Source organism: Candidatus Poseidoniia archaeon (assembly GCA_030748895.1).
Classification (GTDB): Archaea; Thermoplasmatota; Poseidoniia; order MGIII; family CG-Epi1; genus UBA8886.
This window is the reverse complement of sequence record JASMLC010000010.1, coordinates 1-25364: the sequence shown is the minus strand read 5'-3', so window position 1 is coordinate 25364 and position 25364 is coordinate 1. Positions and strand designations below refer to the sequence as shown.

At 61.9% G+C, this 25364-nt stretch carries 17 protein-coding genes and 1 tRNA gene; 8 read left to right on the top strand and 10 right to left on the bottom strand.

From position 1 onward, the window contains the following. Positions 1-86: 86 nt before the first annotated feature. Positions 87-2684, top strand: a complete 2598-nt coding sequence (locus tag QGG57_05190) for a PKD domain-containing protein (protein ID MDP7007562.1) — start codon at positions 87-89, stop codon at positions 2682-2684. A gap of 105 nt (positions 2685-2789) precedes the next feature. Here QGG57_05190 and QGG57_05185 read toward each other — a convergent pair whose 3' ends face one another. The 4 genes from QGG57_05185 to QGG57_05170 all read right to left on the bottom strand — a co-directional run bounded on the left by QGG57_05185 (position 2790) and on the right by QGG57_05170 (position 11552). Then, the gene (locus tag QGG57_05185; GenBank protein ID MDP7007561.1) at positions 2790-4604 is read right to left on the bottom strand and encodes a hypothetical protein; all 1815 of its coding nucleotides are present in this window, start codon (positions 4602-4604) and stop codon (positions 2790-2792) included. A 66-nt stretch (positions 4605-4670) separates the two neighbouring features. Next, positions 4671-7097, bottom strand: coding sequence for an FtsX-like permease family protein (locus QGG57_05180; GenBank protein MDP7007560.1), 2427 nt, complete (start codon positions 7095-7097; stop codon positions 4671-4673). Next, positions 7094-7867, bottom strand: a complete 774-nt coding sequence (locus tag QGG57_05175) for an ABC transporter ATP-binding protein (protein MDP7007559.1) — start codon at positions 7865-7867, stop codon at positions 7094-7096. The genes QGG57_05180 and QGG57_05175 overlap by 4 nt, the downstream gene beginning before the upstream one ends. Positions 7868-7889: 22 nt before the next feature. Further along, on the bottom strand, positions 7890-11552 hold the full coding sequence (locus QGG57_05170; protein MDP7007558.1) for a CARDB domain-containing protein: 3663 nt from the start codon (positions 11550-11552) through the stop codon (positions 7890-7892). 99 nt (positions 11553-11651) lie between these two features. Here QGG57_05170 and QGG57_05165 point away from each other — a divergent pair, with 99 nt between their 5' ends. Then, positions 11652-14483 (top strand): MMPL family transporter, encoded by a 2832-nt coding sequence (locus QGG57_05165; GenBank protein ID MDP7007557.1) that lies wholly within the window; start codon positions 11652-11654, stop codon positions 14481-14483. After that, entirely contained in the window at positions 14480-15751 is a 1272-nt protein-coding gene (locus QGG57_05160; protein ID MDP7007556.1) for an adenylosuccinate synthase, read from the top strand. The genes QGG57_05165 and QGG57_05160 overlap by 4 nt, the downstream gene beginning before the upstream one ends. On the opposite strand, the gene QGG57_05155 is transcribed toward QGG57_05160, so the two are convergent. Next, positions 15748-16101 carry a hypothetical protein gene (locus QGG57_05155; GenBank protein ID MDP7007555.1) on the bottom strand — a complete coding sequence of 118 codons (354 nt, stop codon included), beginning with the start codon at positions 16099-16101 and terminating at the stop codon, positions 15748-15750. The two genes, QGG57_05160 and QGG57_05155, sit on opposite strands and share 4 nt — an antisense overlap. A 106-nt stretch (positions 16102-16207) precedes the next feature. On the opposite strand from QGG57_05155, the gene QGG57_05150 reads away from it, so the two are divergent. Then, a complete protein-coding gene (locus tag QGG57_05150) occupies positions 16208-16354 on the top strand; it encodes a hypothetical protein (protein ID MDP7007554.1) in 147 nt (48 codons plus the stop codon). On the opposite strand, the gene QGG57_05145 is transcribed toward QGG57_05150, so the two are convergent. Genes QGG57_05145 through QGG57_05135 form a run of 3 tightly spaced genes read right to left on the bottom strand, consistent with a single transcriptional unit; the run spans position 16351 to position 18868 of the window. Further along, positions 16351-17202 (bottom strand): 3-hydroxybutyryl-CoA dehydrogenase, encoded by an 852-nt coding sequence (locus tag QGG57_05145; GenBank protein MDP7007553.1) that lies wholly within the window; start codon positions 17200-17202, stop codon positions 16351-16353. The genes QGG57_05150 and QGG57_05145 overlap by 4 nt on opposite strands. Further along, the gene (gene argF / locus QGG57_05140; protein MDP7007552.1) at positions 17192-18112 is read right to left on the bottom strand and encodes an ornithine carbamoyltransferase; all 921 of its coding nucleotides are present in this window, start codon (positions 18110-18112) and stop codon (positions 17192-17194) included. Before argF ends, QGG57_05145 begins: the two co-directional genes overlap by 11 nt. Then, positions 18113-18868, bottom strand: a complete 756-nt coding sequence (locus QGG57_05135) for a DNA polymerase sliding clamp (protein ID MDP7007551.1) — start codon at positions 18866-18868, stop codon at positions 18113-18115. It abuts the gene before it with no gap. A 90-nt stretch (positions 18869-18958) separates the two neighbouring features. Between QGG57_05135 and psmB the strand changes: the two genes are divergently transcribed. The 4 genes from psmB (at position 18959) to QGG57_05115 (ending at position 21910) form a co-directional block, all read left to right on the top strand. Further along, the gene (gene psmB / locus QGG57_05130; GenBank protein ID MDP7007550.1) at positions 18959-19627 is read left to right on the top strand and encodes an archaeal proteasome endopeptidase complex subunit beta; all 669 of its coding nucleotides are present in this window, start codon (positions 18959-18961) and stop codon (positions 19625-19627) included. 33 nt (positions 19628-19660) lie between these two features. After that, positions 19661-21583, top strand: a complete 1923-nt coding sequence (locus QGG57_05125; protein MDP7007549.1) for a beta-CASP ribonuclease aCPSF1 — start codon at positions 19661-19663, stop codon at positions 21581-21583. Between the two features lie 2 nt (positions 21584-21585). Next, a complete protein-coding gene (locus QGG57_05120) occupies positions 21586-21810 on the top strand; it encodes a hypothetical protein (GenBank protein ID MDP7007548.1) in 225 nt (74 codons plus the stop codon). Positions 21811-21835: 25 nt separating this feature from the next. Next, a tRNA-Cys gene (locus QGG57_05115) sits at positions 21836-21910 on the top strand. Here QGG57_05115 and recJ read toward each other — a convergent pair. Both recJ and argS read right to left on the bottom strand, forming a co-directional pair. Next, on the bottom strand, positions 21911-23569 hold the full coding sequence (recJ, locus tag QGG57_05110; protein MDP7007547.1) for a single-stranded-DNA-specific exonuclease RecJ: 1659 nt from the start codon (positions 23567-23569) through the stop codon (positions 21911-21913). It abuts the tRNA gene before it with no gap. Between the two features lies 1 nt (position 23570). Next, positions 23571-25241, bottom strand: coding sequence for an arginine--tRNA ligase (gene argS / locus QGG57_05105; protein MDP7007546.1), 1671 nt, complete (start codon positions 25239-25241; stop codon positions 23571-23573). Positions 25242-25364: the final 123 nt, after the last annotated feature.

Sequence of the window (25364 nt, the reverse complement as noted above, 5' to 3'; positions counted from 1 at the left end):
GGATTGGGGCTGCCTGCCGAGCCTTACTTAATGCTTCTATCAAGGAAACATAAACACTTTAGCCAGCCCCGTCTCGGCTGAAGTGCGTGGACACACACTCAGTAAGACTGCCCCTCGCTGTTTTGCTGTTGCTTGCGGTGGTGGCGCTGTCAGTTTCCGAGGGGGCTGAGGCGATAGACCCTGAGTGGAACTACACCACCGGGGAGGGGGTGCGCTCGGCTGCCATCTCGGCGGACGGCGAATATATTGTCGCTGGCTCTGATGATGAGAACGTGTATCTCTTCAAGAAGGACAGCAGCACGCCACTCTGGAGCTACAGCACCGGGAATACTGTGCGGTCGGTGGCCATCTCAGCAGACGGAGAATACATCGCCGCTGGTTCCAATGAATACGTCCACCTATTCGATAAGGACAGCAGCACGCCACTCTGGAGCTACTCCACTGAGAGTGATGCGCAATCAATATCAATCTCGGCGGACGGTGAGTACATCGCCTTTAGCACTGGGGACAGCAAGGTCTACCTCTTCGACAAGGACAGCGACGACCCCCTATGGATCTACACCATCGAGGGGAGCAGTGCGTACTCGGTCGCCATCTCGGCGGATGGTGAGTACATTGTATCCGGCTCCTGGGACGGTGAGATTGACCTATTCCACAGGAGCAGCAGTACGCCCCAGTGGAACTACACTGCTGAGGACGAACATGTCGTTCGCTCAGTCTCCATCTCGGCAGACGGCGAGTATGTTACTGCCATATCGGATGACTACAATATTTATCTCTTTGACAAGGACAGCAACCAACCGCTCTGGAGCTACAGAGTTGGAAACCAGGGATGTTCCGTTTCTATTTCGGCGGATGGTGAGTACATTGCGGCGGTAACATACGATGGTAACGGATTATACCTGTTTAACAGTGACAATAGCACCCCCCTCTGGAACCACACTATTGCTGGTAACGTATACTCGGCAGCTATCTCGGCCGATGGCGAGTACATTGTTGTTTCAGGTGGAAATAATGTTTTCTTCTTCGACAAGGACAGCAGCACGCCGCTCTGGAGCTACACCACCGGGAATGAAGTGGACACGGTTGCAATCTCGGCGGACGGCGCGTACATCGTCGCCGGCTCCTTTGACTCCAAGGTCTACGCCTTCAAAAATACGGCATCAGGAAACGACCCTCCGCAAATCTGGAGTATCGACGTAGGACCCAATCCTGCCTACGAGAACGAACGGGTCTACTTCGATAGCGATTCGGAGGATGCCGATGGCGAGATTGTAGCGTTTGAATGGACTTCGGATGTTGACGGCCTGCTGAGTACAAGCGACAGCTTTGACTCCGATGACCTTTCCGTGGGCAACCACACAATTTCCTTCAGGGTTCAGGATGATGATGGTGCGTGGTCGGATTACGCGTACCACGACCTGGAGATAGAGGGAGTGAACGACCCTCCGCAAATCTGGAGTATCGACGTAGGCCCCAATCCAGCCTACGAGAACGTCCGGGTCTATTTCGATAGTGATTCGGAGGATACCGATGGCGAGATTGTAGCGTTTGAATGGACTTCTGATGTTGACGGCCTGCTAAGTACAAAGAACAGCTTCGACTCCGATGGCCTTTCCGTGGGCGCCCACACAATTTCCTTCAGGGTGCAGGACAATGATGGCGCGTGGTCGGATTACGCGTACCAGGACCTGATGATAGAGAGTGAACCTACCAATATCAGTGATGAACGAAAGAAGCAAGTCGACATAACTCCCGGAAAGCCTGTTACCCTGAGTGCCTGGGAGAACCTGGGATTGCAGCTGGAGCTTGCGGTTGGCAAGTTTGCGTCTGGAAACGTCACAGTCACCTCCGTTAACGTAACTCCGCCCCTGCCAGATAATGGTACTTTGAAGGATGTCGGAATCTTTGTTTCCATATCGATGGATGTGATTGTCCAGGACTCCCTGGATTATGCCAAAGTAACTCTGAACTTTGACATTAAACTCCTTCCTGATGGTGTGATTGCTGACACTCTACAGGTATACCATTATTCTGATGAGGGTGGGTGGGAAGCATCGGAAACAGGCGGCATAGACCTAGAGAACGGTACTGTCTGGGGACACTTCACAAATTTCTCTGTCTTCGCGGTATTTGGTTCCAATGCAGCCCCAGTTGCCGACGCGGGACCGGACCTGAAAATCACTCCCGGTTCGCAGGCGATGTTCTTCGGCACGGCGGTAGATGCTGACGGGACCATAGCCCTCTACGAGTGGGACTTCGACGGCGATGGCGTCTTCGACTACAGCGCTTCGGACGGGGTTGCTTCTCACGTCTATGATGACGAAGGTTCGTACCTGGCGATTCTACGCGTTACGGACAATAATGGCGCTACCGGGTTTGATGAGACTCTGGTGACTGTCGCCGAGTCCAGTTCTCTTGCCTTCCTTGATAATCCCCTGTTCAGGATATTCTTCCCGACCGCTATCCTGCTGCTTGCCGTGGGATACTACGCCTACCGGAAATACGCAACCTCTGGAGCTGGAGCGTTTGGAGCTCAAAAAAGGAATTTCGCGCTGAAGAAGGAAGAAGACGTTACGGTTGTCTGCCCAGCCTGTGGAATTCACATGAAGGTTCCGCGCCTTGGAACCTTGCAGATGGTTGTTTGCGATAACTGCGGTAACGAAGGCGAAATGGAAGTCTAGCCACTATACCAGCAGGAAGGGCTGTGGGCGCATCGGGGTTGCAGTGCCGAGTGAGTTCAGGTTTTTCTCAACGCCGTTGGTGCGGCGCGATGACGGCCAATCGCGTCAGAAGAAGCGGTGCCAGAAGCCGACAAACCGGTCGCGAGTGCTGTAGATAATTGCCATTGGGTTCACGTACCAGGTAACCGACTCGCGGATAACGACGAGTGACTCTATGATTTCACCAGCACCCTCGAAACGACCCAGGTCCCCGTCCCAGTTCTCGAGGACGCTGCCGAACTGATTTTCAATAAGGTCTATCGCCCCCACCAGCTGCTCACGAATCTCAGGTCTCTCCTGTCCCCTGACGACCAGCGCCAGCACCGCATTCCGGCCGCGCTCGATTAATAGCAGTAAATCTCCATGCTCGAGCTTCTTCAGGGTCCTGGTTTCGTCAGCCTGAAATGACTCTGAAACGAAGTCCGACAGGGCCTGGAGCATCGACCCCATGATGTCCTGGTCGATTCCGGAATCGTCCGAGGCTCCGGAATGGGCGATGACGCGGCCAATGCTGTCGAGCAGGTAGACCTCCTCGACACGATAGCTGCCGAGCCTGTAGCGCTCCCGACCATAGGCTCCCGCAAGAACGCTAAGTGGCAGAATGAACATCCAGTAGCGGTACTCTATCCCGAGGAATTTCTCCGGTTCGGAAGGAGGACTGGTAATGTCAATCTTGCGGGAACTGGAACCGAAGTCAAGCTCGACCAGTATCAGTTCCTGGCCTGCAGTGACATTCTCTATCTGGCTGATAAGCAGTTCCTTCTGGATGCCCTGATGGGGCGCCCGGATGGTAGTTACCCCGTCATCATTACTGACCAGCACAAGCGCATCATCTGCACTGAACGGGCTGCCGACTTGGCTCCTGAGGATTTCTGCTTCGCCATCGACCGGGCTACTGATGACCTGTTCCGCAAAGATGCGATAGTAGCAGAGATAGGAACCGGGTGAGGCAATTCCTGAACTCGGCAGCGACATCGTGCGTGACTCCCCGTAACGGATTTGCAGTATCTCTGTCGTGCTCAGCTGGCCCCCATCGGTCCCGCTCAGGGGCGACAACGACCGCGTGTCAACCACGCTCAGCGTAGCGCTGACGTTGAGGTGGGCAGTACCCGTGTTCCTGACCGAGACCACCAGCTCGAACGGCTCGTCTGTCAGGCGCGAGTCGCTACCGACAATCTGGAATCCATCGACCATTAGCCCCACCTCAAGTTGTGCTTCGAGTATCTGGCTGGTTTCCAGTGCCAGGCTGCCTTCCCATTTTCCAAAATGAATTTCTTCCACAGCCCCTGTCAGGTTGATTGGTCCGGTACCTGCCCCTTCACCCAGAATGGCTATCCAGCCAGACTCTCCCGTTTCACCAATGCTTCCCGACCAGCTGCTATCGCCAGAAGTGAAATTCCAGCTCCCTCCGTTGATTGGTGTTCCGAACGGTGTCGTAAAGCGCGCGTTCAACCAGTAGCCCGAATTCACGTCACTATTCTCTTCCACCAAGGTACCGAAACTGCTCGCCACAAGCGAGGCGCTTCCGCTCGTAATTTGCAGCTCGGCATCCGGCAGCGTGATGTTTGACATGAACAGGCTCCCGCCATCCACCTCAATGCTGGTCAGGTTGCGGCACTCAACATCCCACAGCCTCAGGCTGGCGCTTTCGCCGACGGCAAGCCATGCGCCTCCGTCAGCGAACTCCAGCGTCGAGTTGCGCAGAACGACCGTGACGCCGTCCTGAATCGTCAGGTTTCCGGAAACGGTCACCGTGGTATCCGAGAGCGTCACGTCCTCGGCCAGCTCTCCGCTCCACTCTTCGCCAGCCCCTCGCCCCGAGAAGAGGAGGACCAGCAGGCAGCAGGATAGCCCAGCCAGCAGCAAATGTCGTCCGGACACGATTCCAGCCTTCTCAGGCCCTTACTTAATGTTTTTTTGCAACGAAGGCGAAATGGAAGTCTAGCCCTACTGCGAAAACTCCTGAATGCTCTTGACCAGGTCCATGCGCCGGATACGCCAGGTGCCAATGAGTGTGGTGGCAAGCGCCGCGATGAGGATGAAGAGGAACAGGTAGAGCGCGACCATCCAGTCGATAAAGAGTGGGAAGTGGAACAACCAGGTTGTGAAGACCGCGACCATCCACTTGCTGGCGGCAATTGCGACCGCGACGCCGATTACCCCACCCACCAGGCCAATGATGGTGTGCTCTACCAGCAGCACCCCCGACAGGCGCCACTTGGAGGCGCCGAGGACGCGCAGCGTCGCCAGCTCGGCGTCGCGTTCGGTGAGGTTGATAATCAGCGTGTTGACGAGGACGGCGATGGCAATCGCGGCGCCGATGACGAGGAAGGTGTAGATGATGGCCAGGTATTTCTCCATCGAGCTGTCAAACGCCGCGACCAGGTCGTCGTGGCGCGTTACGAGCGCCTGTTGCTCCAGCTCTTCGAGCGCCGCATCATCGACGTTACGCAGCATCACCAGGTTGACCATCTCCCAGCCGGTAATCGCCACGAGGTCGTCGCGGTGCAGCCAGAGCGTGCGCGTCAGCTCGAGGGTGATTCCGGTGACGCGCACTTCGACGGCGCTGCCGGCAATCTCGACGATTACCACTTCGCCCGGCTCCCATTCCAGGAACTCGGCGACGCCCTGGTCCACCAGCACCTCGACTGGCTGCGCGCCAGCCTGCGGCAATTCACCCTCCGTGAGCCGGAAGCCGTGCATTCCGCTGTCGCCGAACTGCCCGACGCCCCACACCATGAAGGTGCGGTCGTCGCCAGCGGGCGAGCCTGGGAGCACCGAGACCCACTCCGCCTCGAGGCCCGAGTGGTTAGCAGCCCAGCTGCGCATTTGCGGCTCCTGCTGCGGCATGAAGACCGCCTGCGCGTCCCACTGCTCAACCTCGGTGAGCGAATCGCGCATGAAGCCGGTCATCGAGCTCATCGTCAGCAGCCAGCCGCCCAGGATGACTAGCGCCAGCCCCAGCGCTGCGACTGTCAGTAGCAGCCGCCGCGGCTTGCGGAAGGTCGAGCGCACGCCGAGCCCCATCGTCACCGGCATCCACGCTGTCAGCCGCTGCGCCCACGCCTGCGTGCGCTTGATTTCGCGCTGCCCCATCACCTCCAGCGGCGTCAGCCGCGAGGCGTGGAGCGCCGGGCGCAGCGAGAAGAGCATCACGATTGCCATCACCCCCGCCGTGACCGCGAGCCAGAGGTCGGGGTAATGGGCGACCCTGACCAGCGGGATGCCCCACTGGTCGAAGTAGAAGCTGGTCATTCCCACCGAAAACCAGGCGCCGAGCGCGACGCCGAGCGTGACGCCGGCGGAGCCGAGTAGCAGTGGCACCAGCAGGTAGTGGTTCCTGACCTCGGCGGCGGAGAAGCCGAGCGCGCGCATCACCGCGATTTCGCGATACTGCGTCCGTATCAGCCGCTCCATCGAAATCGCCAGCACCAGCGACGAGACCGCCCCCAGCATGAAGATGGTCATCGGGATGGACTTGCGGCTCCCCTCGAGGTCCTGCCGCAGCAACTCGACGGAGTGGATGGAGCCGCGGTCGCCCACCAGCGCGCCGTCAACGCCTTCGTCGCGCAGCGCTGACGCGAGCTCCCGCTTCAGCTCGCGCAGCGCAATGCCTTCATCTTCGCTGGTGTCCTGCAGGTCGTAGGCGGGCGTTCCGGGCAGGTCAAGCAGCAGCATGTTCCTGCTCTCCGGCTCGAGGCCGGCGTCGGCCGCCAGTTCCCCGACCGGCAGGTAGAGCACGGCGTAGGTTCCATCCTGCGGCAGGAGCGTAAAGGAGCTGGCGACATAGAAGAGGTGGTGCGGCGAGTTGGCGACGCCCACGACAGTGTAATTCTGCATCCTGCCCGCGAGCGAAACCGTTACCGTGTCGCCCAGCCCGACGCCCAGCTCCTCCTGCACGTGGCGGTCAACCACCGCCTCGCCCGCGCCGGAAGCCATGCGCCCTTCGCTGAACCAGAGCGTGCTTATCGCGGACGCCCCCGCATGGCCATAGAGCGTAGCGGCAATCCACTCGCCGTCGTCGCGCAGGAACTGCCCGTCGAGCGCCAGCCGCGTCTCGCACGCTTGCGCAGCACCGAAGGCCGCGCAGGCCGCCGAGAAGTTGCTCTCCGGCTGGTGCTGCTCGCCGGTGGTGACGATAAGGTCGGCGAGGCTGGTTTCGCTGTAGAACTCCTCGTAGACCGCGTCGCCGTTGCGGCTGAACTCGGAGAGCGTCACGCCGGTCAGCGTCGTAATCAGGATTAGCAGCAGCATCACCCCGGTCCGGAAGCGGATGCGCCACAGCGAGCGCAGCATCCGCCGCAGCAGCAGCGAGCGCAGCCGCGGCGCGAGTCGCCGCCCGAACCACCCTGAGGCAGCGCGTCGCGGCTTCATACCTGCGAGAGCCGGCGCGCCTTCTCTGCCAGCAACTTCAATGCTTTTTTCGAAGAACGCCCCGCCTCCTTGACGGCGCCCTTCACCGTCGCCAGCTCGCCCGGCCGGTCCTCGACCAGCTTACCGGAGTCGATGGCGATGACGCGCGTCGCGTAGCGCTCGAGCGCGTGGTCATGAGTGACCAGCACCGCCGTGATTTTCTCGGCGCGGCAGGCGTCAACCAGCACCTCCATCACCTGCCGCGTCGTTTCCGAGTCGAGGTTACCGGTCGGCTCGTCGCCCAGCAGCAGCCGCGGTGACTTGGCGAGCGAGCGCGCAATCGCGACGCGCTGCTGCTGGCCGCCGCTCATCTCGGACGGGAATCTCTCTTCAAGGCCGGTCAGGCCGACCAGTGCCAGTAGCTCGCGCGCGCGTGGTTCGTCGCGGCCGTCGGTGAGTTCTTGCACCAGCAGGATGTTCTCCAGCGCGGTCAGGTCGCCGAGCAGGTTGAAGAACTGGAAGACGTAGCCGACGTTCCGGCGCCGAAAGGCGGTCATCTCCTCGACGTCGTCGTGCGGCACCAGCTCGCCGCCGAAGTGGTAGCTGCCGCTGGTTGGTGCGTCGAGCGCCGAAATCACGTTCAGCAGCGTCGTTTTCCCGGAACCGGACGGCCCCACCAGTAGCACGATTGCCCCCTGCTCGACCGTGAGGCTGAAGTCGTCGAGCGCGTGGATGCGCTCGCCCCCCGTCTCGTAGATGCGCGAGACCTGCTCCAGTTCGAGCAGTGACATGCCGCCGCCAGCGGACCGCCGGTTAAGGCAGTTCGGGTGCCGGCCCGAGCGTGCCGCAGTGGGGACAGACTATTTCTTCGTCGTCGCGCAGCCCGGGGAATTCGCGGTCACAGCCGCTCTGGCAGTGGAAGCGCACGCGGCGCGAGTATTCGCTGCCCGAGACCATGCGGAAAACGTCTGGTTCCGGCTCCTCCTCTTCCGGGATGGCTTCGATATCCGGGACCGGCTCGACCAGCGCATCAACCGTCTCGAGCGAAGGCCCCACTTCGGCTTCGCCCGTAGAGCGGCGTGACGCGAACAGCGCCACGCCGCTACCGAGGAGCGCGAGGCCGACAACCAGCGGCAGCAGCCATCCCGGTGCTTCCGAGCCGCTGCTGCTGCCGGTGGGAGTCTCGACCGCCGTCGGTGGGGTCAGGTCGACCATCACCCGCTCAACGGTGCTCCCGAGGTACTCCATTCCCACAGATTCGTAGCCCATACGGTCGAGCGCAATCACGCGGTAATACCACACCTGCCCCGCGAGGTTTTCCTCGGCGTAGCTGTTCAGCTCGAATTCCTGCGGCGCGAGTTCAGCGCGCAATTCCCAGCCGAGCGTGAGGTTGCCCGAGCGCTCGACGCGGTAGCTGCTGACGTCGGGCGCCGATTCCCACTGTAGCTCGACGTCCGTGAAATTCTCGCTGTAGGCGCGCATGCTCTGCACGATGCCGGGCGGCGTCAGGTCAATCGTAGTCGTCGCGTCGTAGCCGGCGTAGCTGATGCGCAGCGTTGCGCTGGCCGCCGGGCGGTAGCCATCCTCGCCGTCGCCGAAGTGGAGAGTTCCGCTGGCGTAATCAACGCGGAACTGGATGGCGAGCATCTGCGACGGGTCGCTGCCGAAATACTCGTCCAGCTCGACCTCGAAGCTGCCGTCGCCCTCCACATCAACCGCGACGGCGACGTTGGCGAGCAGCCCGATGTAGACCGGTTTCAGCGGAAGCACCGGCAACGTCACGCTGGCGCCAGCCGTCCCGTCGCTGCTGGTCTCGAAAACATACGGTGTGCGGCTGGCGGTGTTGCCCGCCGTGTCGACCGGCGCCAGCCGGAACCAGTAGCTACGCCCGTCGGCCAGCCCCGGGAAGAGCGCGCTGCCGTTGTCCCAGGCGACCGGCAGCGTGCCCCAGCCGAGCATCATCTCGCTCCCCTCGGCAAGCAGCGCGTATTGCAATTCGACGTCGGCGAGCCCGCTGGTGTCGCCCAGCAGCTGCAGCGCGAGGACGCTTTCGCCCCAGAACTGCGGCAGCGCTGAAAGCGTCACTTCGGGGCGCTGCCGGTCGAAGCTGATTATGACATCGGCCTCCGGCTTCGCCTCGCCGTTGCCGGCGTAATCGGTCGCGAGCACGCGGAACGCGTATTCTCCGTCGGTGGCGGGCGCGAAGTAGTGCTCGCCCGCGCTGCCGGAGAGCGCCAGTGTATCCCAGCCAGAGCCGTTGCGCAGTTGCAACTGGTAGCTGGCGATATCGTAGTCGGCAGCGCTGGCGGGTTCCCATGCGAGGTAGATGCCGGTCAGGTTGGTCGGGTTGCCGGTGGTATCAACCACGCGCAGTAGCGACTCGGGTGGGCGAGTATCGATGAGGAATTCGGTGCCGTAGGTGGACTTGCTCTCGACGTTGCCGCGGGTGTCGAACGAGATTGAGCGGAAGCGGTAGAGGGTGCCGTTGCTGCCGCCGCTGAAAGTGGTGTTGTAGCCGCTGAACTCGCCCAGCGCTTCCCATGCGTCTTCACCTGGCCAGCCGCTGCCGTTGTTGAGCATGTAGTCGATGCGGAAGCCGGCGAGGTCGGTCGCGTTGGCGAGCAGCCGCCAGTTAATTTCGACCTCCGTGGAATTGCGGAAGCCGCCCTGGTCCTCGACCAGCGAGGTGGGCGCTTTCGTGTCGAGCAGCACCGAGATGCCGAGCGGCTGCGGGTGGAAGTTCCAGAGGTTCGCTTGCCGGATGTCTGCATCGAGCCGCTCGTCGTACCACTGTGTATTCTGATTATTGCGGACCACCGAAGCAAGGACATTCTCCCCCTCCAGCAGTGCATCCGTGTTGTCGGGTTCCTGCTCGTTCCAGTAATCGGCGCCGTGGTCACCTCCTTCGAGATCGCTAAAAATCAGGTTGCCATTGAGGTAGTGGGCGCCGGCGCCGTTGGTAGCTATGCTGAGGGTCAGCACGCCTTCCGTGTAGATGTCGAGGTCACTGACGTTGAAAGCGTGGCGGAAGTAGGCGTAGTTGTCCCCATCCCACTCGGTGTTATAGTTCACTCCACTTATGGAATTATCGCCAAATGGTGCAGCACCATCCATACGCCAGCCGGAGTCGTTGAAGCCAGGCAGCGTCCAGTTCAGGTCATCGTAGAGCTGCTGGCTGGTATTGGTGGAGTTGGTCCAGCTCCATTCAGTCGCGGCAGTACGCCCGCTCTGGACTAGTGGGAAGCTGACGCGCCGCTCAGAATTCTGCGACGTCGTCTCGATTGAGAAATTCCATTCTCCATCCGTTGTCATAGATGAAACCTCGACACTGACTAGCAGTTCACCACTTTCTCCAGGAGCGAGCGACATGCTTCCAGGCAGGTAGTCAATGTCCCAGCCCGTCGGCCGTTCACTGGTAGCGAACGTCAGCACGTCGGGGAGGTCCCCGGTGTTGCGGACTGTGATGTTGAGTGACGTCACAAGGGTCGAATTTACGACTGGAATGACGCCACCGTATTCCAGCGCATACCCCCAGTGATGGATATGAAGCATAATCTCCAGTGAATTGTTGAGGTAGCTGCTCTCGTTGCTCTCGCTACTGATACTCAGGTTGAGTGGAATGTCACCCAGCCTGTGCGGAGTCCAGTCCACCCCTATCGTTGTGTTGGTGTTAGCGGCGGCTGTCGAAAGGAACTGCTGCCATACGGTTTCCCCATCGGCCTGCAGCGTGATAGTGGCATTCTCGGCGGTCGCGTTGCCTCCGTTTGCCACTCCCAGCACCAGCGTCAGCTGGTCACCCAGGATTACCGGTTCCGTCGTCGTGTTGAATGGATTATGGGTGGCAGTTATCCGTGGGTCAAGCCACTGTTGGTTCTGGTTTACTGACCAGACATAGTCCCGCGCGTAAATCGCGAGCAGGTTATCGTGACTATCAAACAGGGCCGGCGAGATGTCTTCAGTCCCGTCGGAGTTCCAGTATTGCATAGAGTGTCCGTTCGCACCTTCTTCCCCATCACCACTGTAGATGAGGTTACCATTGAGATACGGCGTGCAGTAGTTAGAGAATGCAACATTAATCTCGGCTGAGAGGATTGTTCCGACCGGCAGGTCGAACCTGTGCCTGACCAGCAGGGTGTCATTCTCATACGGTGAACTACCCTCAGTGTCCCAGATGGTTCCGGGCACTACATTGTCATCTTCCGAGTCAGCAAATGGTGCCGCGCCAAGTAACCAGCCCGAATCATTGAACCCGGGTTGCGACCAGTTTTCCGGCGCCTCGGAGTAGTCATCCAGGATAAGGTAGCGGTACAGAGTGGCATTGTCCCTGCCGCTCTCAACAAGCGTGACGGGAACTTCATCCTCACCGGCAAAACCGTATTCCAGCGAGAGCGCCTGCAGGTCCACCTCACCGTCGGTGGGGACGGCGAGTGCCAGCAGGACTGCGGCGGTAACCAGCAGCAAAAACCGGGTGGCCATGGGACTCACTCACGCTGTCCGGCGTTATTATAAGCTTCCCGTTCGCGTTACGTCAATGCTATAAAACCGGTCCCCGCGTGGGCGCGCGGGAGCGTTCCGTTGTCGTCAGACGAAGAGGAAGAGGGTATCCGCAGCCGCATCGACCGTTTCTTCGACGGGCAGGCGCGCAAGCGTGACGAGTTGCTCGACCGTGAGGCGATGGGCAAGCGCTTCGAGGAGGTCAAGCGCTCGATAGCGATTTCCTCGCCCGAGTCGGTAAAACGGATGGCGCGGCAGCAGCGCGAGCAGAGCGCTGCGCCCGAGGCGGAGCCGGTTCCCGAGGAGCCCGAGTCGGAGGTCGAAATCGGTCCGTGGTCGCGCGGACTGGTGCGCATCACGACGGCGCAGCCGCCGCTGACGCTGGGGGTCATGACCGTAATCATGCTGTTCATGCTGGTCGGCATCGGCCAGACCAACGTCAACGGCGCGATGGAAGTCTACCTGCCGCGCGGCTCCCCGGAGGAGGCGCTGCTGTTCGAGGTGCGCGAGGACTGGTCGACTGACGTCATCGTGATTTACGTCGAGACGCGCAACGCCTACGAGATGAGCGACAAGACGAACATCACCGAACGGCGGGTGCTGCTCGAGATGGATTATGTCGAGCGCACGCTGGACGAATATGGACAGAATGAGGAGCCGGGCCAGCCCGGCGTCGTGCTGAGTGATGCTGGCAAGATTGACAATGTCGTCTTCTCGCTCAGTATTTCGACGATTATCAAGGAACTGCATTCGAGCAATTCCCGGGCGTACGACGCGCTCATCGATAACGCCGACGACTGGGCGGCGGCCGAAACCGACGACACCTCGCGTGACGCGGCGCAGCTCGCCAAGCAGCTGGCGGTGGCGGCCAAGACACTGGCGGTGGCTACCGGCACGCTCGGGAGCTACGAAATCCCGAGCCAGTCCGACATCGACGGCTACACCGACGACATCCCGGAATCAGTTCTCGAAAAGGTCATCCGCGACACCAACGGTGACGGCATCTGGGACACCGGCGTAATGGTCTTCGGCATCACCAGCACCGTTGACCCTGCAATCGCGATTGCCGCTGTGCAGGCGGCGCTCGACGAGCGGGGCGAGAAACTGCCAAACCGCCCCAACGGCGAGACCTACAGCGACATGGCGCTGACCGGGCCGGTGCCGGTGACGCAGGCTATCACCGAGCGTTCGTTCCAGGAATTCTGGAACGTCTTCCCGATTGGCGTCGTGCTCTGTGCGCTGATGATTTTCGCGCTGCACAAGCGAATTCGGGCCGTGCTGATTGCGGGTGTACCGACGCTTTACGGGATTTTCTTCACCTACGGCATCATCGGCTGGTGGGGGCGCGAGGTGACGCCGACGATTATTGCGCTCGGCCCGATTCTGATGGCGCTCGGCGTGGCCTACGGGCTCCACCTCACCAACCGGTTTACCGAGGAAAAGGGCGGCAGCGCGCAGGAGCGCATGATGCGCGCCCTCTCTACCACCGGGCGCGCCATCGTACTCTCGGCCGTGACGACCATGATTGGCTTCGGCAGCCTGATGTATACTAATCTCGACCCGGTATTTACGGTCGGCTTCTCGCTGACGATGGGCATTTTCCTCTGCCTGCTGACGACTTTCGTGATGGCGCCCGCGATTGCGGTCTGGACCGATTATGATTACCACAAGACCGAAGGCGAATGGCGCACGCTGGCGAAGGTAGTTACCGAGCACAACCGGCCGGTGCTGGCCGTGATGCTGGTGCTGATGCTGCTCTCGCTCGGCGTCCTGCCGATGCTCGAGACCAACATCGACTACCTCGAAATGGTCCCCAATGACGAGCCGACACTAGTCGGGATTGTCAAGTATTCAGAGAATTTCAACGCCGGCGCGCTGGGGATGATTATCGTGCGGGGTGATTTCCGCAATGACTACGATGAGAATAACGACGATGCTGTCAGGCATCTCGACCAGATTGACTTGCTCGTAACGGGGGAACGGGATAACACCACGCGTGCGGGGCTCAACGATGTCTCGAACGTCAACGCGATTGCCATCACCGACCTGATGAAAACGGTCAAGGTGCAGACCAACCAGTCAGCGACCATTGCCGACGTGCTCGCTGGACTTGGCATCGGCAGCTTCGAGCGCTCTTTCTGGGAAATCCTGCACGACGACGTGGTGGTGGAAAGAGCTCCCGGTTTACAGAAATACTTCCTGAATGTATTCTACGATTCCCTGACCGATGAGGCGCTGGGGATGCTGATGAACGACGGCTACTCGAAAACGCTGGTCTATGTAGATATGCCGCTGATGGATATCCGGGGCATGGAGGCGGCAGTAACTGGCGTCAACGCCGTGCGCAACGACTGGGACTACGCGCCAGTCAAGGTCTCGGCGCTGACTGGCGTGGCGGCCATCGGCACCAGCGTCAATGCGCAGCTGATTACCTCGCAGTTGCAGACGCTCGCCATCTGCCTCATCCTGGTCTTCGCAATCCTGACCCTCACCTTCGGCCGTAACTGGAAGCTGGGGCTGGTGACGACAATACCGGTGGTCTGGGTTGTTTCGCTCGAGCCGCTTACCTTCGTCGGGCTGGGGCAGTCGCTCTCGCTGGTGACGGTGATGATTGGCTCAATCGTGATTGGCGTCGGCATCGACTTCTCAATCCACATCACGCAGCGCGTGATTGAGGGTGGCGTCAACCTGCCGAGCGTCTATCGCGCTACGGCGCGCACCGCGCAAACGCTGGGTGAAGCGACGCTCGTCACGCTCTTCGGGCTGATGGCGGCTTTCGCCATCAAGATTTCTGCGCTGTGGTGGTTCGTCTTCATCATTATGGTGTTGTTGCTGGCATCAATGATTGCCGCCATGTTCCTGCTACCAGCGCTCTATGCTACTATTATCAAGGCGGGCGGCACGCTCTCGTGAGCGTCCTCGCTGTCGTCGGCGCACAGTGGGGCGACGAGGGTAAGGGAAAAATCACTGACTGGCTCGCTGCCGACGTCGGGACTGTCGTGCGAGGACAGGGTGGCAGCAATGCTGGGCACACTGTCGTCATCGACGGTGAGAGCCACAAGCTGCACCTGCTTCCGTCGGGAATTCTGCGGGGCGAGATCCTGGCTATCGCGGGTGCAGGAATGGTGATTGACCCAGAACAATTGCTGGCAGAGCTGGAGCAACTGGGCGATAGCCGGGGCGAGTTGCTGATTTCGGAGCGTGCGCACGTCGTGATGCCCTACCACCGGCTGCTTGACGGCGCCGAGGAACGCGCCAAGGGCGCTGGCGCTGCCGGGACCACCGGCAAAGGCATCGGTCCCGCCTACGGCGACCGCGCTACCCGCTTCGGGATTCGCATGGGCGACCTGCTCGAGCCGCAAACGCTGCGCGAGCGGCTCGAGAGGGTGGTGCCGCGGACGCAGGCACTGCTCGATTACTACGGCACCGGCGACCGGCTGGAGCTGGAGCGGCTCTACGACCTCGCCGTGGGCTGGGGCGCGACGCTGGAAAGCAGCATCGGCAACGCTTCGCTCGCGATTGCCGAGCGGCTCGACGACGGAGTGCTGCTCGAGGGGGCGCAGGGCGTCCACATCGATATCGACCACGGCATCTACCCCTTCGTAACCTCGTCAAGCCCGACCCCGGCCGGGATGGCGCAGGGCGCCGGCATTGCGCCCGGCCTTATCGAGCGCGTCGTGGGAGTAACCAAGGCATACGTCACGCGCGTCGGCACTGGCCCCTTCCCGACCGAGTTGGAGGACGCTACCGGCGAGCATATGCGCGATATCGGAGGCGAATTCGGCACCACCACCGGCCGCCCCCGTCGCTGCGGCTGGCTCGACATGGTAATGCTCGAACACTCGCAGCGGCTCTGCGGTTTCACGGAACTGGCAATAACCAAGCTTGACGTATTGGGCGGCCTCGACAAAATCCGGGTCTGCACCGCTTACGAAACCCCGCACGGCCGCCTCGAGCACTTCCCCGCCTCGATGACGCTGCTTGCCGAGTGCACGCCAGTCTACGAAACGCTGGCGGGCTGGCCGACGCTTTCGGCCGCGGAATGGCAGGCGGCGGCCAGCGCGGGCAGCCTCCCGGTGGCTCTCGAGGAATTCATCGCGTTCGTCACCAGCCGGCTGGGAGTCCCAGCGGGCCTGCTCTCCTTCGGACCGGACCGCGAGGCGACACTACGGCTGCGCTAATCCTCTTTGGCAGAGGTAACGCGCTTGATGGTTTCGCCGACTACCTTGATGGCGTCGCCGGTCTTGTGACCGGTGCGCCCGGTAGCCTTGATGGCGTTCCCCGTTGAGACGACCACCGAACCGGCGGCATCAACCATTGAGCTGCCGGCCTTGACGACGTTGCCGCCAGCGATGACACCGCTGCCGACTACCCCACCCAGCCGTCCGCTCACTGTCGTAGCGGTGCCGGCCGCGCGGCTCGTTATGTCCTCAGCCAGGTCGGCCGCTTTGCGGGCGGCGGAAGCGATGTCGTCCACGGCTTCGCCGATGCCGAGGCTGTCGATAGCGCCCGACTTCTTGTTTTCACCCATATCGAGGGCGGGACGGGGTGCTATTTAATTGTTTGGTGTAATTTGCGGCTATTTTAGTCACATCGCGTTACCTGTAACGCATTAATACTCTATCCCATCGCCCGGTATGAAGCACCTCAATGCCCGTATCCCTGACGATGAGGCGGAGCTGTTCGACGAAATAACCAGTTTCTGCCGCGAGTCGGGCTACAACCTGTCGCAAATCGTGCGCTTGCTGGTCAAGCGCTGGTACCAGAACCAGCTCGACCGCTAGCTATATTCGTAGAACCCGCGCCCGCTCTTCCGACCGAGGTGGCCGGCTGCGACCTTCTCGCGCAGTAGCGGGCAGGGGAGGTACTTGTCGTTCTCGAAGCCGCGGTGCAGTACTTCCATAATCGAGAGGCAGGTATCGAGCCCGATATAGTCTGCGAGCGCCAGCGGCCCCATGGGGTGGTTCATTCCCAGCTTCATCACCGTATCAATAGCCTCCGCTTCGGCAACGCCCTCCATCAGCGCGTAGCACGCCTCGTTGAGCATCGGCAGCAGGATGCGGTTGGCGACAAAGCCGGGAAAGTCATTCGCCTCGACCGGCGTCTTCCCCATCTCGCGCGCCAGCTCCATCACCGCTGTGCAGGTTGCCCCCAAGGTTTCACGGCCGCGGATGACCTCGACCAGTTCCATCAGCGGCACCGGGTTCATGAAGTGCATGCCGATGAACTGCGCCGGCCGACCGCTCGCCTCGCCCAGTTCGGAGATGGAAATGCTGCTGGTGTTGGAGGCGAGGATGGTCCCGGACGGGCAGAGCTGACCCAGTGTGGCGAATAGTTCCTGCTTGATATTCTGGTCTTCGACAATCGCCTCAATGACCATATCGGTTTCTGCCAGTGGCGCCTGCTCCACGCTGGGCGTGATGCGCGCCGCAATCGCCTCCGCCTCGGCGGCGGGCAGTTTGCCTTTCGCAACGAATTTGTTAAGGCTGCCGCGGATGGTCGCCATCCCGTGCTCGACGAACTCCGGTGCGATGTCCTGCAGGATGACGTCGCGGCCGGTGGCGGCAGCCACCTGCGCGATGCCGGCGCCCATCTGCCCGGCGCCGACGACGCCGATAGTCCTAATCGCCATTGGCCACCAGCCAGGCCATGATGCCGTTCTGGACGTGCAGCCGGTTCTCGGCCTGGTCGAAGACGATCGAGTAATCGGCCTCTATCACCGCGTCGGTTACCTCGCGGTCGCGTTCGGCCGGCAGGCAGTGCATGAATAGAGTTTCGCAGCCGGTGGCGTCCATCAGCGCGCTGTTAACCTGGAAGGGTGCAAAGGCCTTCGCGCGCGTCTGCGCCTCCTGCTTCTGCCCCATCGAGGCCCAGACGTCGGTGTAGATTACCTCGGCGCCAGCGACCGCCTCGCGGGGGTCGTGGCTGATTTCGATGGTTGAAATCCCCGCGTTGCGCGCTGATGCTACGGTCTCCGCGTCCGGCTCGTAGCCTTGCGGGCAGCAGCAGGTGAAGTGGAGCGGCAGCCGCATCGCCAGTCGCAGCCAGGAGTGGACGATGTTGTTCCCGTCGCCGACGTAGACCACTCGTGGTTTCTCCTGCTCTGGCAGATGCTCCCGGATGGTGAAGTAATCGGCCATCACCTGGCAGGGGTGGTTGTAGTCAGTGAGGCCGTTTATGACTGGAATGGTCGCGTGCTCCGCCAGCTCGAGGATGTGCGCGTGGTCGAACAGCCGCGCCATTATCAGGTCGTTGTAGCGGCTGAAGAGCCGCGCGATGTCCCTGATTTCCTCGCGTTTGCCGATGCCGATGTCCTGCGGCCCAAGGAAGAGCGCATGCCCTCCCATCCAGGTGAAGCCGGTCTCGAAGGAGACTCGCGTGCGCGCTGACGGCTTGGCGAATATCATCGCCAATGAACGGCCGGCGAACGGCCGGTGGTCGTCCCGCGCGCGGAATTTCGCCTTGAGGCTAGTTGCCAGTTGCAGGATTTCGTGCAGTTCAGTAGCGGTGAAGTCGGAGATGTGCAGGAAGTGCCTGACCATCTATTCCCGGTCAATACGGGGCGCGAGCAGGAAGGTGACCTCGCCCTGTGCACCGGTAAGGTCATCGACCGCCAGGTCGGCGGTGATGCGCACCGGCAGGTCGCTGCCCAGCGAGATTTTCAGGATGCGGTCCTTCGCCAGCGAGCCCACCATCAGCGTGAAGTATTCCAGTGAGAAGAGTGAGGTCTGTTCCTCGGGCGAATCGAGCTTCTCGAGCTGTTTCTTGCCCAGTTCAAGGTCAACCCGGTTCTGGTTGTCTCCTTCGCAGACCAGCCGGAAAGCCTTCTTGCTGGTCGAGAGCGCAATGTGGTCCGAAACCGATTTCGAGGCCTTCAGTCCCTGCGAGACCTCTTCGACCGCGACTTTGACGGTGGCGGGCAGGTCCAGTGCTGGCACCTTGGGGTCAGGCATCCCGGCCGTGTCGAGCAGCGGCATCGCGCGCGTCAGGTTGCCGATGGTGACCACCAGCAGGTTCAGCTCGGTGTCCTGTTCCAGGTCGACCATATCACCCGCGCGGGCAACAGCGAGTACTGAGCGGAACTTGTCCACATCGATACCCAGTTCGGCTTCAGCAGCCTCGTAGGAATCGAAGGCTGCCTTGTCGAGGCGGGCCTCAATCATCGCTACATGGGAGGGGTCGACCGCCTTCACGGTCAGGTCGCCTTTGGCGACGCTGAGCTTGGCTTCATCAACCAGCGCGCCGACGGTACCGACGAACTCCTTGAGATGCTCTGCAGAGATACGGGCCTTAATCACGGGATTGCACCGCCGGCGCATTGGTGAACCGTATTTAATCATTCGTCGGCGTCCAGCCTGATGACGGAACTATCATATACCCCCCTTAGAATGAAGCGCCGCTTTTCCTCGGTTTGGGAGTTGACTTTGTCCGAGAAAGAACTCAAGAAGGGCACCACCACCGTAGGGCTGGTGTGCCGCGATGGTGTGGTCATGGCGACCGAGATGCGTGCCACGATGGGGCATCTCATAGCGCACAAGAACACACAGAAGCTGTTCCGTATCAGCGACCATATCGGCCTGACGGTAGCGGGACTGGTCGGCGACGCGCAGATGCTGGCGCGCTGGCTCGCGGCCGAAGTGAAGCTTTTCGAGCTGAAGCGCGGCCAGAAGATGTCTATTCTTTCAGCCTCGACGCTGATGGCTAACATCATGAACGGTCGGCGCTACATGCCGTTCTGGGTCCAGCTGCTGATCGGCGGTGTCGATACAGACGGCGGCCATGTCTACTCGCTGGACGCGGCGGGCGGCTCGATTCCAGATACATTTACCACTACCGGTTCCGGCTCGCCCTTTGTTTATGGCGTGCTTGAGGACCACTTCCGTGAGGGGCTGAGTGTGGCCGAGGGCAGGGAACTTGCCATTCGGGCGCTGACTGTGGCGATGAAGCGCGACTCGGCTTCAGGCGACGGCATCTCGCTCTGCACAATCGATTCAAGCGGCTACACTGCGATGGAAGCGGCGGCCGTCATGGAAATTCAGGCTAAGCTGGCTGCCTGAGGCAGCCTTTACACACGCTGGGAAACAGGTCTCATGGCTGTAGAGAGCATCATCAAGGAGGTTCGCGAAGTTGCGCAGAGTGTCATACCTGACACCGTCGAGTTCACCGACGTGCGCGTAGAGGGCTCCAGTGTAGTTCTCTATACCAGAAATATGGAAGCCTTCGCCGGCAGCAACGATATCGTGCGCAAGCTGGCGCAGAAAGTGCGCAAGCGCATCATCATCCGGGCTGACCCGGCTGTGCGGCTGCCGATGAAAGAGGCGGAGGAAAAACTGGGTGAAATCATCCCCGCCGAGGCAGAGGTTAGCAGCATCCGCTTCGACGAGATTAATGGTGACGTCTACATCGAGGCGGTTAACCCCGGCCGCGCTATCGGCAAGTTCGGTGCGGTGCTCAACGACGTGCGACGCGGCATCGGCTGGAACCCGATAGTTATCCGTGACGCGCCGATGGAATCAACCACGCTGCGCGAAATCCGTAACTACATCCTCGAGCCGAAGGTGGCGCAGAAGCGCAAGGACTTCATGAAGCGTGTTGGCCGCAAGGTTTTCCGCGACACTATTGAGGGTGAACAGTTCGTACGCATCACTGCGCTGGGCGGCTACCGCGAAGTGGGACGCTCCTGCCATTTGCTGATGACCAAGGACAGCAAAGTGCTGATTGATTGCGGCTTCAACCCCGGCAATGACAAGGAGCCGAGCCCGTTCCTGAACGCTCCGGAGGTGACGCCGCTCGAAGGGCTCGATGCGGTCGTGCTGACGCACGCGCATCTCGACCACTCGGCACTACTGCCGATGCTCTTCGTCTACGGCTTCGACGGTCCGGTCTACTGCACCCCGCCTACGCGCGACCTGGCGGCGCTGTTGCAGACTGACTACATCAAGATACAGAATGCTGAAGCCAAGAAGGTACCCTACAACAGCGAGCAGATCCGGCAGCAGGTGCGCAACTGCATCCCACTCAATTTCGGCGACACGACCGATATTGCTCCCGACCTGAAACTGACATTCCATAACTCGGGCCATATCCTCGGCTCAGCGAGCGCCCACTTCCACGTCGGCGACGGCCAGCACAATGTTGTTTTCTCGGGTGACATCAAGTTCGAGAATACCTGGCTTTTCGACCGTGCCGTCAACCGGTTCCCGCGCATGGAGGCGCTGGTGCTGGAGGCAACCTATGGCGGCTTCAAGGACTTCCAGCCGTCGCGCGAGGAGGGGATGCGCAAGCTGACCGAGATTATCAATCGTACTGTTGAACGACGCGGTAAAATCCTGATTCCGGTATTCGCCGTCGGCCGTTCGCAGGAGGTGATGCTCGTTCTCGAAAAGGCGCACCGCGAAGGTATGCTGCAGGACATGGATGTGTTCCTGGACGGGATGATATGGGAGGCGACCGCGCTCCACGCGGCCTACCCGGAGTACCTGAACAACAATCTGCGCAACAAGATTTACCAGAACCGCGGCAACCCATTCCGTGACGATATGTTCCAGAAGGTAGACTCGGTCGACATGCGGCAGGAAATCTGCTCGCGCGACGAGCCCGCTATCGTGCTCGCCACCTCCGGCATGGTCAACGGCGGGCCGGTGATGGAATACCTGCGCCACTGGGCGCCTGACAAGAACAACAGCATGGTCTTCGTCGGCTACCAGGCCTCGGGTACGCTGGGGCAGCGCATCCAGCAGGGGGCCCGCGAAATCAGCCTGCATGACCGCGACAACGGCGGGATGGTGTCGGTCCCGGTCAATATGAATATCGAAACCTGCGAAGGCTTCTCGGGGCATAGCGACAAGCGGCAGCTGATGCGCTACGTGCGCACAATCCGCCCGCGGCCCAAGCTGGTACTGCTCAACCACGGTGACCCGCAGAAGTGTGACCAGTTTGCGACCGACATCCGGCGCAAGGCACGCTTGAAGGTCGAATCACCGCACAATCTGGAGACTACCCGACTTATATAGAGATGGACGAGGAACGAATCCTGCAGGCAATCGCGGAACTCGAGAAATGGGAAGCGCGTCGCGAACGCGTCCGCGCCCGTATCGAGCAGGGCGACGGCGACGCTTCGGAGCTGGAGCGCATCGAGGAGCAGGTTACCCATTACGAGCGACTGCTGGCGGATATGAAGCGCGAAAGCCTCGGTAGCAGCGATGTCTCGCGTACGATTGCGCGAACCGGAAATCCTTAAACGCGCTGGCAAGTGGCGCAGCCGTGGTGAGGTGGCAGAGAGGCTATGCGTACGCCTGCAGAGCGTATCTACGTCGATTCGAATTCGGCCCTCACCACCACTATCCTGAAGGCCTGAGGTCCTGCAATAGCAGTTGCAGAGTTTCGCGCCCCTTGTAGCGGTTGCGCTCGAGCCGGAACGCGACGTCGACCCGGTCGCCCGGCATGAGCGTCTCGGCGCGGTCGCCCATGCCCCAGCCGATGGCGTCGGGGCAGCGCGCCAGCGAAAGCCGCAGGTGGTCGCTGTCGCGCCCCATCGTGCGCACGGACTGCACTTCGCAGTCGAGCAGCGCGAAGGTCGGTGCCAGGTTTCCCTGCCCGAACGGCGCCAGCCGCTCCAGCTGCGCCATGAATTGCAGGTCGAGCCGCCCTGCCTCGAGTGGGGTGACAATCTCGAGCAACGGCTGCCGCATCTCGTCAGTCAGCCGCTCTGTTGCATCGGCCATTAGCGCTTCGCGCAACGGTTCGAGGTTGGCGGCCGGCAGGTGGCAGCCGGCCGCCATGGCGTGGCCGCCGCCGCCGTCGAGCAGTGCCTTGTAGCGGTCGAACGCGGCGCTCAGGTCATAGCCCGGAATCGAGCGCGCCGAGCCGCCCGCAGCGTCGCCGTCAAGCCGCAGTACCAGCGTCGGCCGGTGGTAGCGACGCATGATGTGCGACGCGACCAGCCCCATTACGCCAGCGTGCATCCCGGGATGCCAGACGACGATGAAGTCATTCCCCGCCTGCGCTTCGGCAAGGTCAAGCGCCAGCTCCTCGCAGCGCGCGGTTTCCGCCTGCCGCTTGGCGTTGAGCCCGGTGAGCTTCTCTGCCAGCGGCCGCGCCGCTGCCAGGTCGGGTGCCAGCAGCAGCTCGAGTGCGATGTCGGCGCCCTCCATGCGTCCAGCGGCGTTGATACGCGGCGCCAGTTTGAAGCCGATGTCAGCCGGGTCAAGCTCGCGTTTGGCGCGCGCCTGCTCGATGAGAGCCTGGATTCCGGCCCGTTTTGTCGCAGCGACACGCGCAAGCCCATGCGCCACCAGTGCGCGGTTCTCATCGACTAGCGGCATCATGTCCGCTACAGTTCCGAGCGTCACTAGGTCGAGCGCCTCGGCCAGAAAAGTGGTCGCATCGCCTGCGGGCAGGATACGCGGCGCGAGCGCGCAGCAGAGCTTGTAGGCGACGCCGACGCCGGCGATGGCGCGGAACGGGTACTCGTTGTCCTTGCGGTTAGGGTTGACGACCGCGGCTGCCGGGGGGAGCTCGCCCTCCTGCTTGTGATGGTCGGTAATCACGACCTCCATTCCCAGAGCATTGGCTCGCGCGACCGCCGCATTGGCGCTGATGCCGTTATCGACGGTTACGATGAGCCGGCTGCCGCGCGTGTGTACCTTCTCGACGCCTGCCTCGGTCAGCCCGTAGCCATCGTCAATGCGATGCGGCACGTGGTAGTCGACCTGCATCCCCGCCTGCTTCAGCAAGCTGTAGAGCAGCACGGTCGACGTCACACCGTCGCAGTCGTAATCGCCGAAGACGGTAACGGGCTGTTGCCAGGTCCGTGCCCACTCCAGTTTTTCGACCGCCGCCTCCATGGCGGAAAGCAGAAACGGGTCATGCAGCTGGTCGAGCGATGGATGCAGGAATGCATCGCGCTCCGCCCCCGTCAGGCCACGCTGCGCCAGCAGCAGCTCGACCACGTCGGCCGGCGGCTCTTCGCTCAGGAAGCGCCACTGCAGCCGCGGCACCCTACATCTCCTCCGGCGCGACTACGCCCAGCAGCCCCAGCACATCCGCCAGCACGCGTCGCGTTGCGTCGACCAGCGCCAGCCGGAACTCCTCGGCGTCGGAGCCAATCACCGGGCAGTCGCGGTAGAAGCCGTTCAGCGCCCCCGCCAGGCCATGCGCGCAGGGCGGCAGCAGGTGCAGCTTGCGCTCGCCGGCAGCGCGTGCGACCGTCGCCGGCCAGCGTGCGAGCTGCCGCAGCAGCGCCTCCTCGGTCGGGTGCAGCTCGCCGGGTGGCTCGCCACCCGGCGTCCCGTCGGCGCGGCGCAGGATGGCGCAGCAGCGCGCGTGCGAATACATCGCGAACGGCGCCGAGTCTCCCTCGAAGCTCAGCGCGTCCTGCCAGCGGAAAGTGAAGCCCTTTTCGGCCTGCACGCGCAGGATGTTGTAGCGCAATGCCCCCGTTCCGATGGCGGTCGCCAGCGCCTGCCGCTGCGCGGAAGCCATGTCGGGGCGGCGCTGCACGAGTTCCGCCAGCGCGCGCTGCTGCGCTTCGTCGAGCATGTCGTCGAGGTAGACGACGCGTCCGGCGCGGGTCGACATCTTGCCGCCCGGCAGGTTGACGAAGGCGTAAAACACCGCTTCAGGCACTGGGGCGCCGAGTTCGCCCAGCGCGATGCCCAGCAGCTGCGACTGCAGTTTGTGGTCCTCACCGAGGACGTTCAGCGCCATGTCGCAGCGGCCGAACTTGTCGAGATGGTAGGCGACGTCGCGCGTCGTGTAGAGGCTCAATCCGCTCTTACGCGTGAAGAAGAAGCGCTGGTTGCGGCCGGCGATGCCGTGCCCTGCCAGGTCGAGGAATTTCGCCCCGTCATCGTCGCCGCAGAGCGCGGACTGCGCCAGCCGTTCGATAACGTCGTTGACGGCTCCACCGGCAACGAGCGCCGACTCGTGGAAATACGTGTCGGCCTCGGCGCCCAGCCGCGCCAGCGATTCGCGCATGCCCGCCAGCATCTTTTCGGCGGCGCCGGCGACCTCGGCGACCGCTTCCGCGTCGCCCTCCTCGCAGCGCTCCATCAGCGCGTAAATCGCCTCCTTCGCGGCGGGGTCCTCCTCGAGCGCGGCGTTCGCCTGCCGATAGCATTCGACCAGCGCGTGGTCGACCTTCGGCGCGTCGCCCGGCGCGAAGTGGCGCAGACCGTACGCGAGCGTGGCCGCCTGCCGGCCCATGTCGTTGACGTAGTACTCGGTCGCGACCTCGTCGCCCGCGTAGCGCAGCAGTCGCGCCAGCGTATCGCCGATAATCGGGTTACGCGCGCGCCCCATGTGGAACGGGCCGGTGGCATTGGCCGAAGTGTGCTCAATCAGCACGCGGCGGCCAGTCGGGGTGCGGGTGCCGAAATCGCCAGCGCTGATTTCGGCCAGCAACGGCGCAGCCAGCGGACGCCAGTCGAGCGTGATGTTGCAGTAGCCGCCGTCGGCCGTCGCGCGCAGTCCACGGTCGGCGAGCGCAGCCGCCAGCTCTGCCGCCAGCGCATCGGGTGGCTGCCGCAGCTGTTTCGCAGCGGGGAAGCAGATAACCGCCAGGTCGCCCTGCTGCGGGCGGCGGTCGAGCGGTAGCGCCGGCCAGTCCAGTTCCTGTAGCGCGGTAGCGACCGTTTCTTCGGCCGCAGCGAGCGCTTTTGCGTGGGTCACGCGGCCCCCATTCCGACGGTGGTAAAACGGTTAGCCGATGTACCGTGGTGATTCCGACCGCGCCTCGGAGGGCGCCTGGTCGCGCATCAGGCGCAGCTGCGCCTCGAGTTCCTCCGCTTCTTT

What these genes read in the sequence shown, in the direction of transcription:
- QGG57_05180 (MDP7007560.1), bottom strand. Translation starts at nt 7,097, where the DNA reads ATGAAGCCGCGACGCGCTGCCTCAGGGTGGTTCGGGCGGCGACTCGCG.
- QGG57_05175 (MDP7007559.1), bottom strand. Translation starts at nt 7,867, where the DNA reads ATGTCACTGCTCGAACTGGAGCAGGTCTCGCGCATCTACGAGACGGGG.
- QGG57_05170 (MDP7007558.1), bottom strand. Translation starts at nt 11,552, where the DNA reads ATGGCCACCCGGTTTTTGCTGCTGGTTACCGCCGCAGTCCTGCTGGCA.
- QGG57_05155 (MDP7007555.1), bottom strand. Translation starts at nt 16,101, where the DNA reads ATGGGTGAAAACAAGAAGTCGGGCGCTATCGACAGCCTCGGCATCGGC.
- QGG57_05150 (MDP7007554.1), top strand. Translation starts at nt 16,208, where the DNA reads ATGAAGCACCTCAATGCCCGTATCCCTGACGATGAGGCGGAGCTGTTC.
- QGG57_05145 (MDP7007553.1), bottom strand. Translation starts at nt 17,202, where the DNA reads ATGGCGATTAGGACTATCGGCGTCGTCGGCGCCGGGCAGATGGGCGCC.
- argF (MDP7007552.1), bottom strand. Translation starts at nt 18,112, where the DNA reads ATGGTCAGGCACTTCCTGCACATCTCCGACTTCACCGCTACTGAACTG.
- psmB (MDP7007550.1), top strand. Translation starts at nt 18,959, where the DNA reads ATGAAGCGCCGCTTTTCCTCGGTTTGGGAGTTGACTTTGTCCGAGAAA.
- QGG57_05125 (MDP7007549.1), top strand. Translation starts at nt 19,661, where the DNA reads ATGGCTGTAGAGAGCATCATCAAGGAGGTTCGCGAAGTTGCGCAGAGT.
- QGG57_05120 (MDP7007548.1), top strand. Translation starts at nt 21,586, where the DNA reads ATGGACGAGGAACGAATCCTGCAGGCAATCGCGGAACTCGAGAAATGG.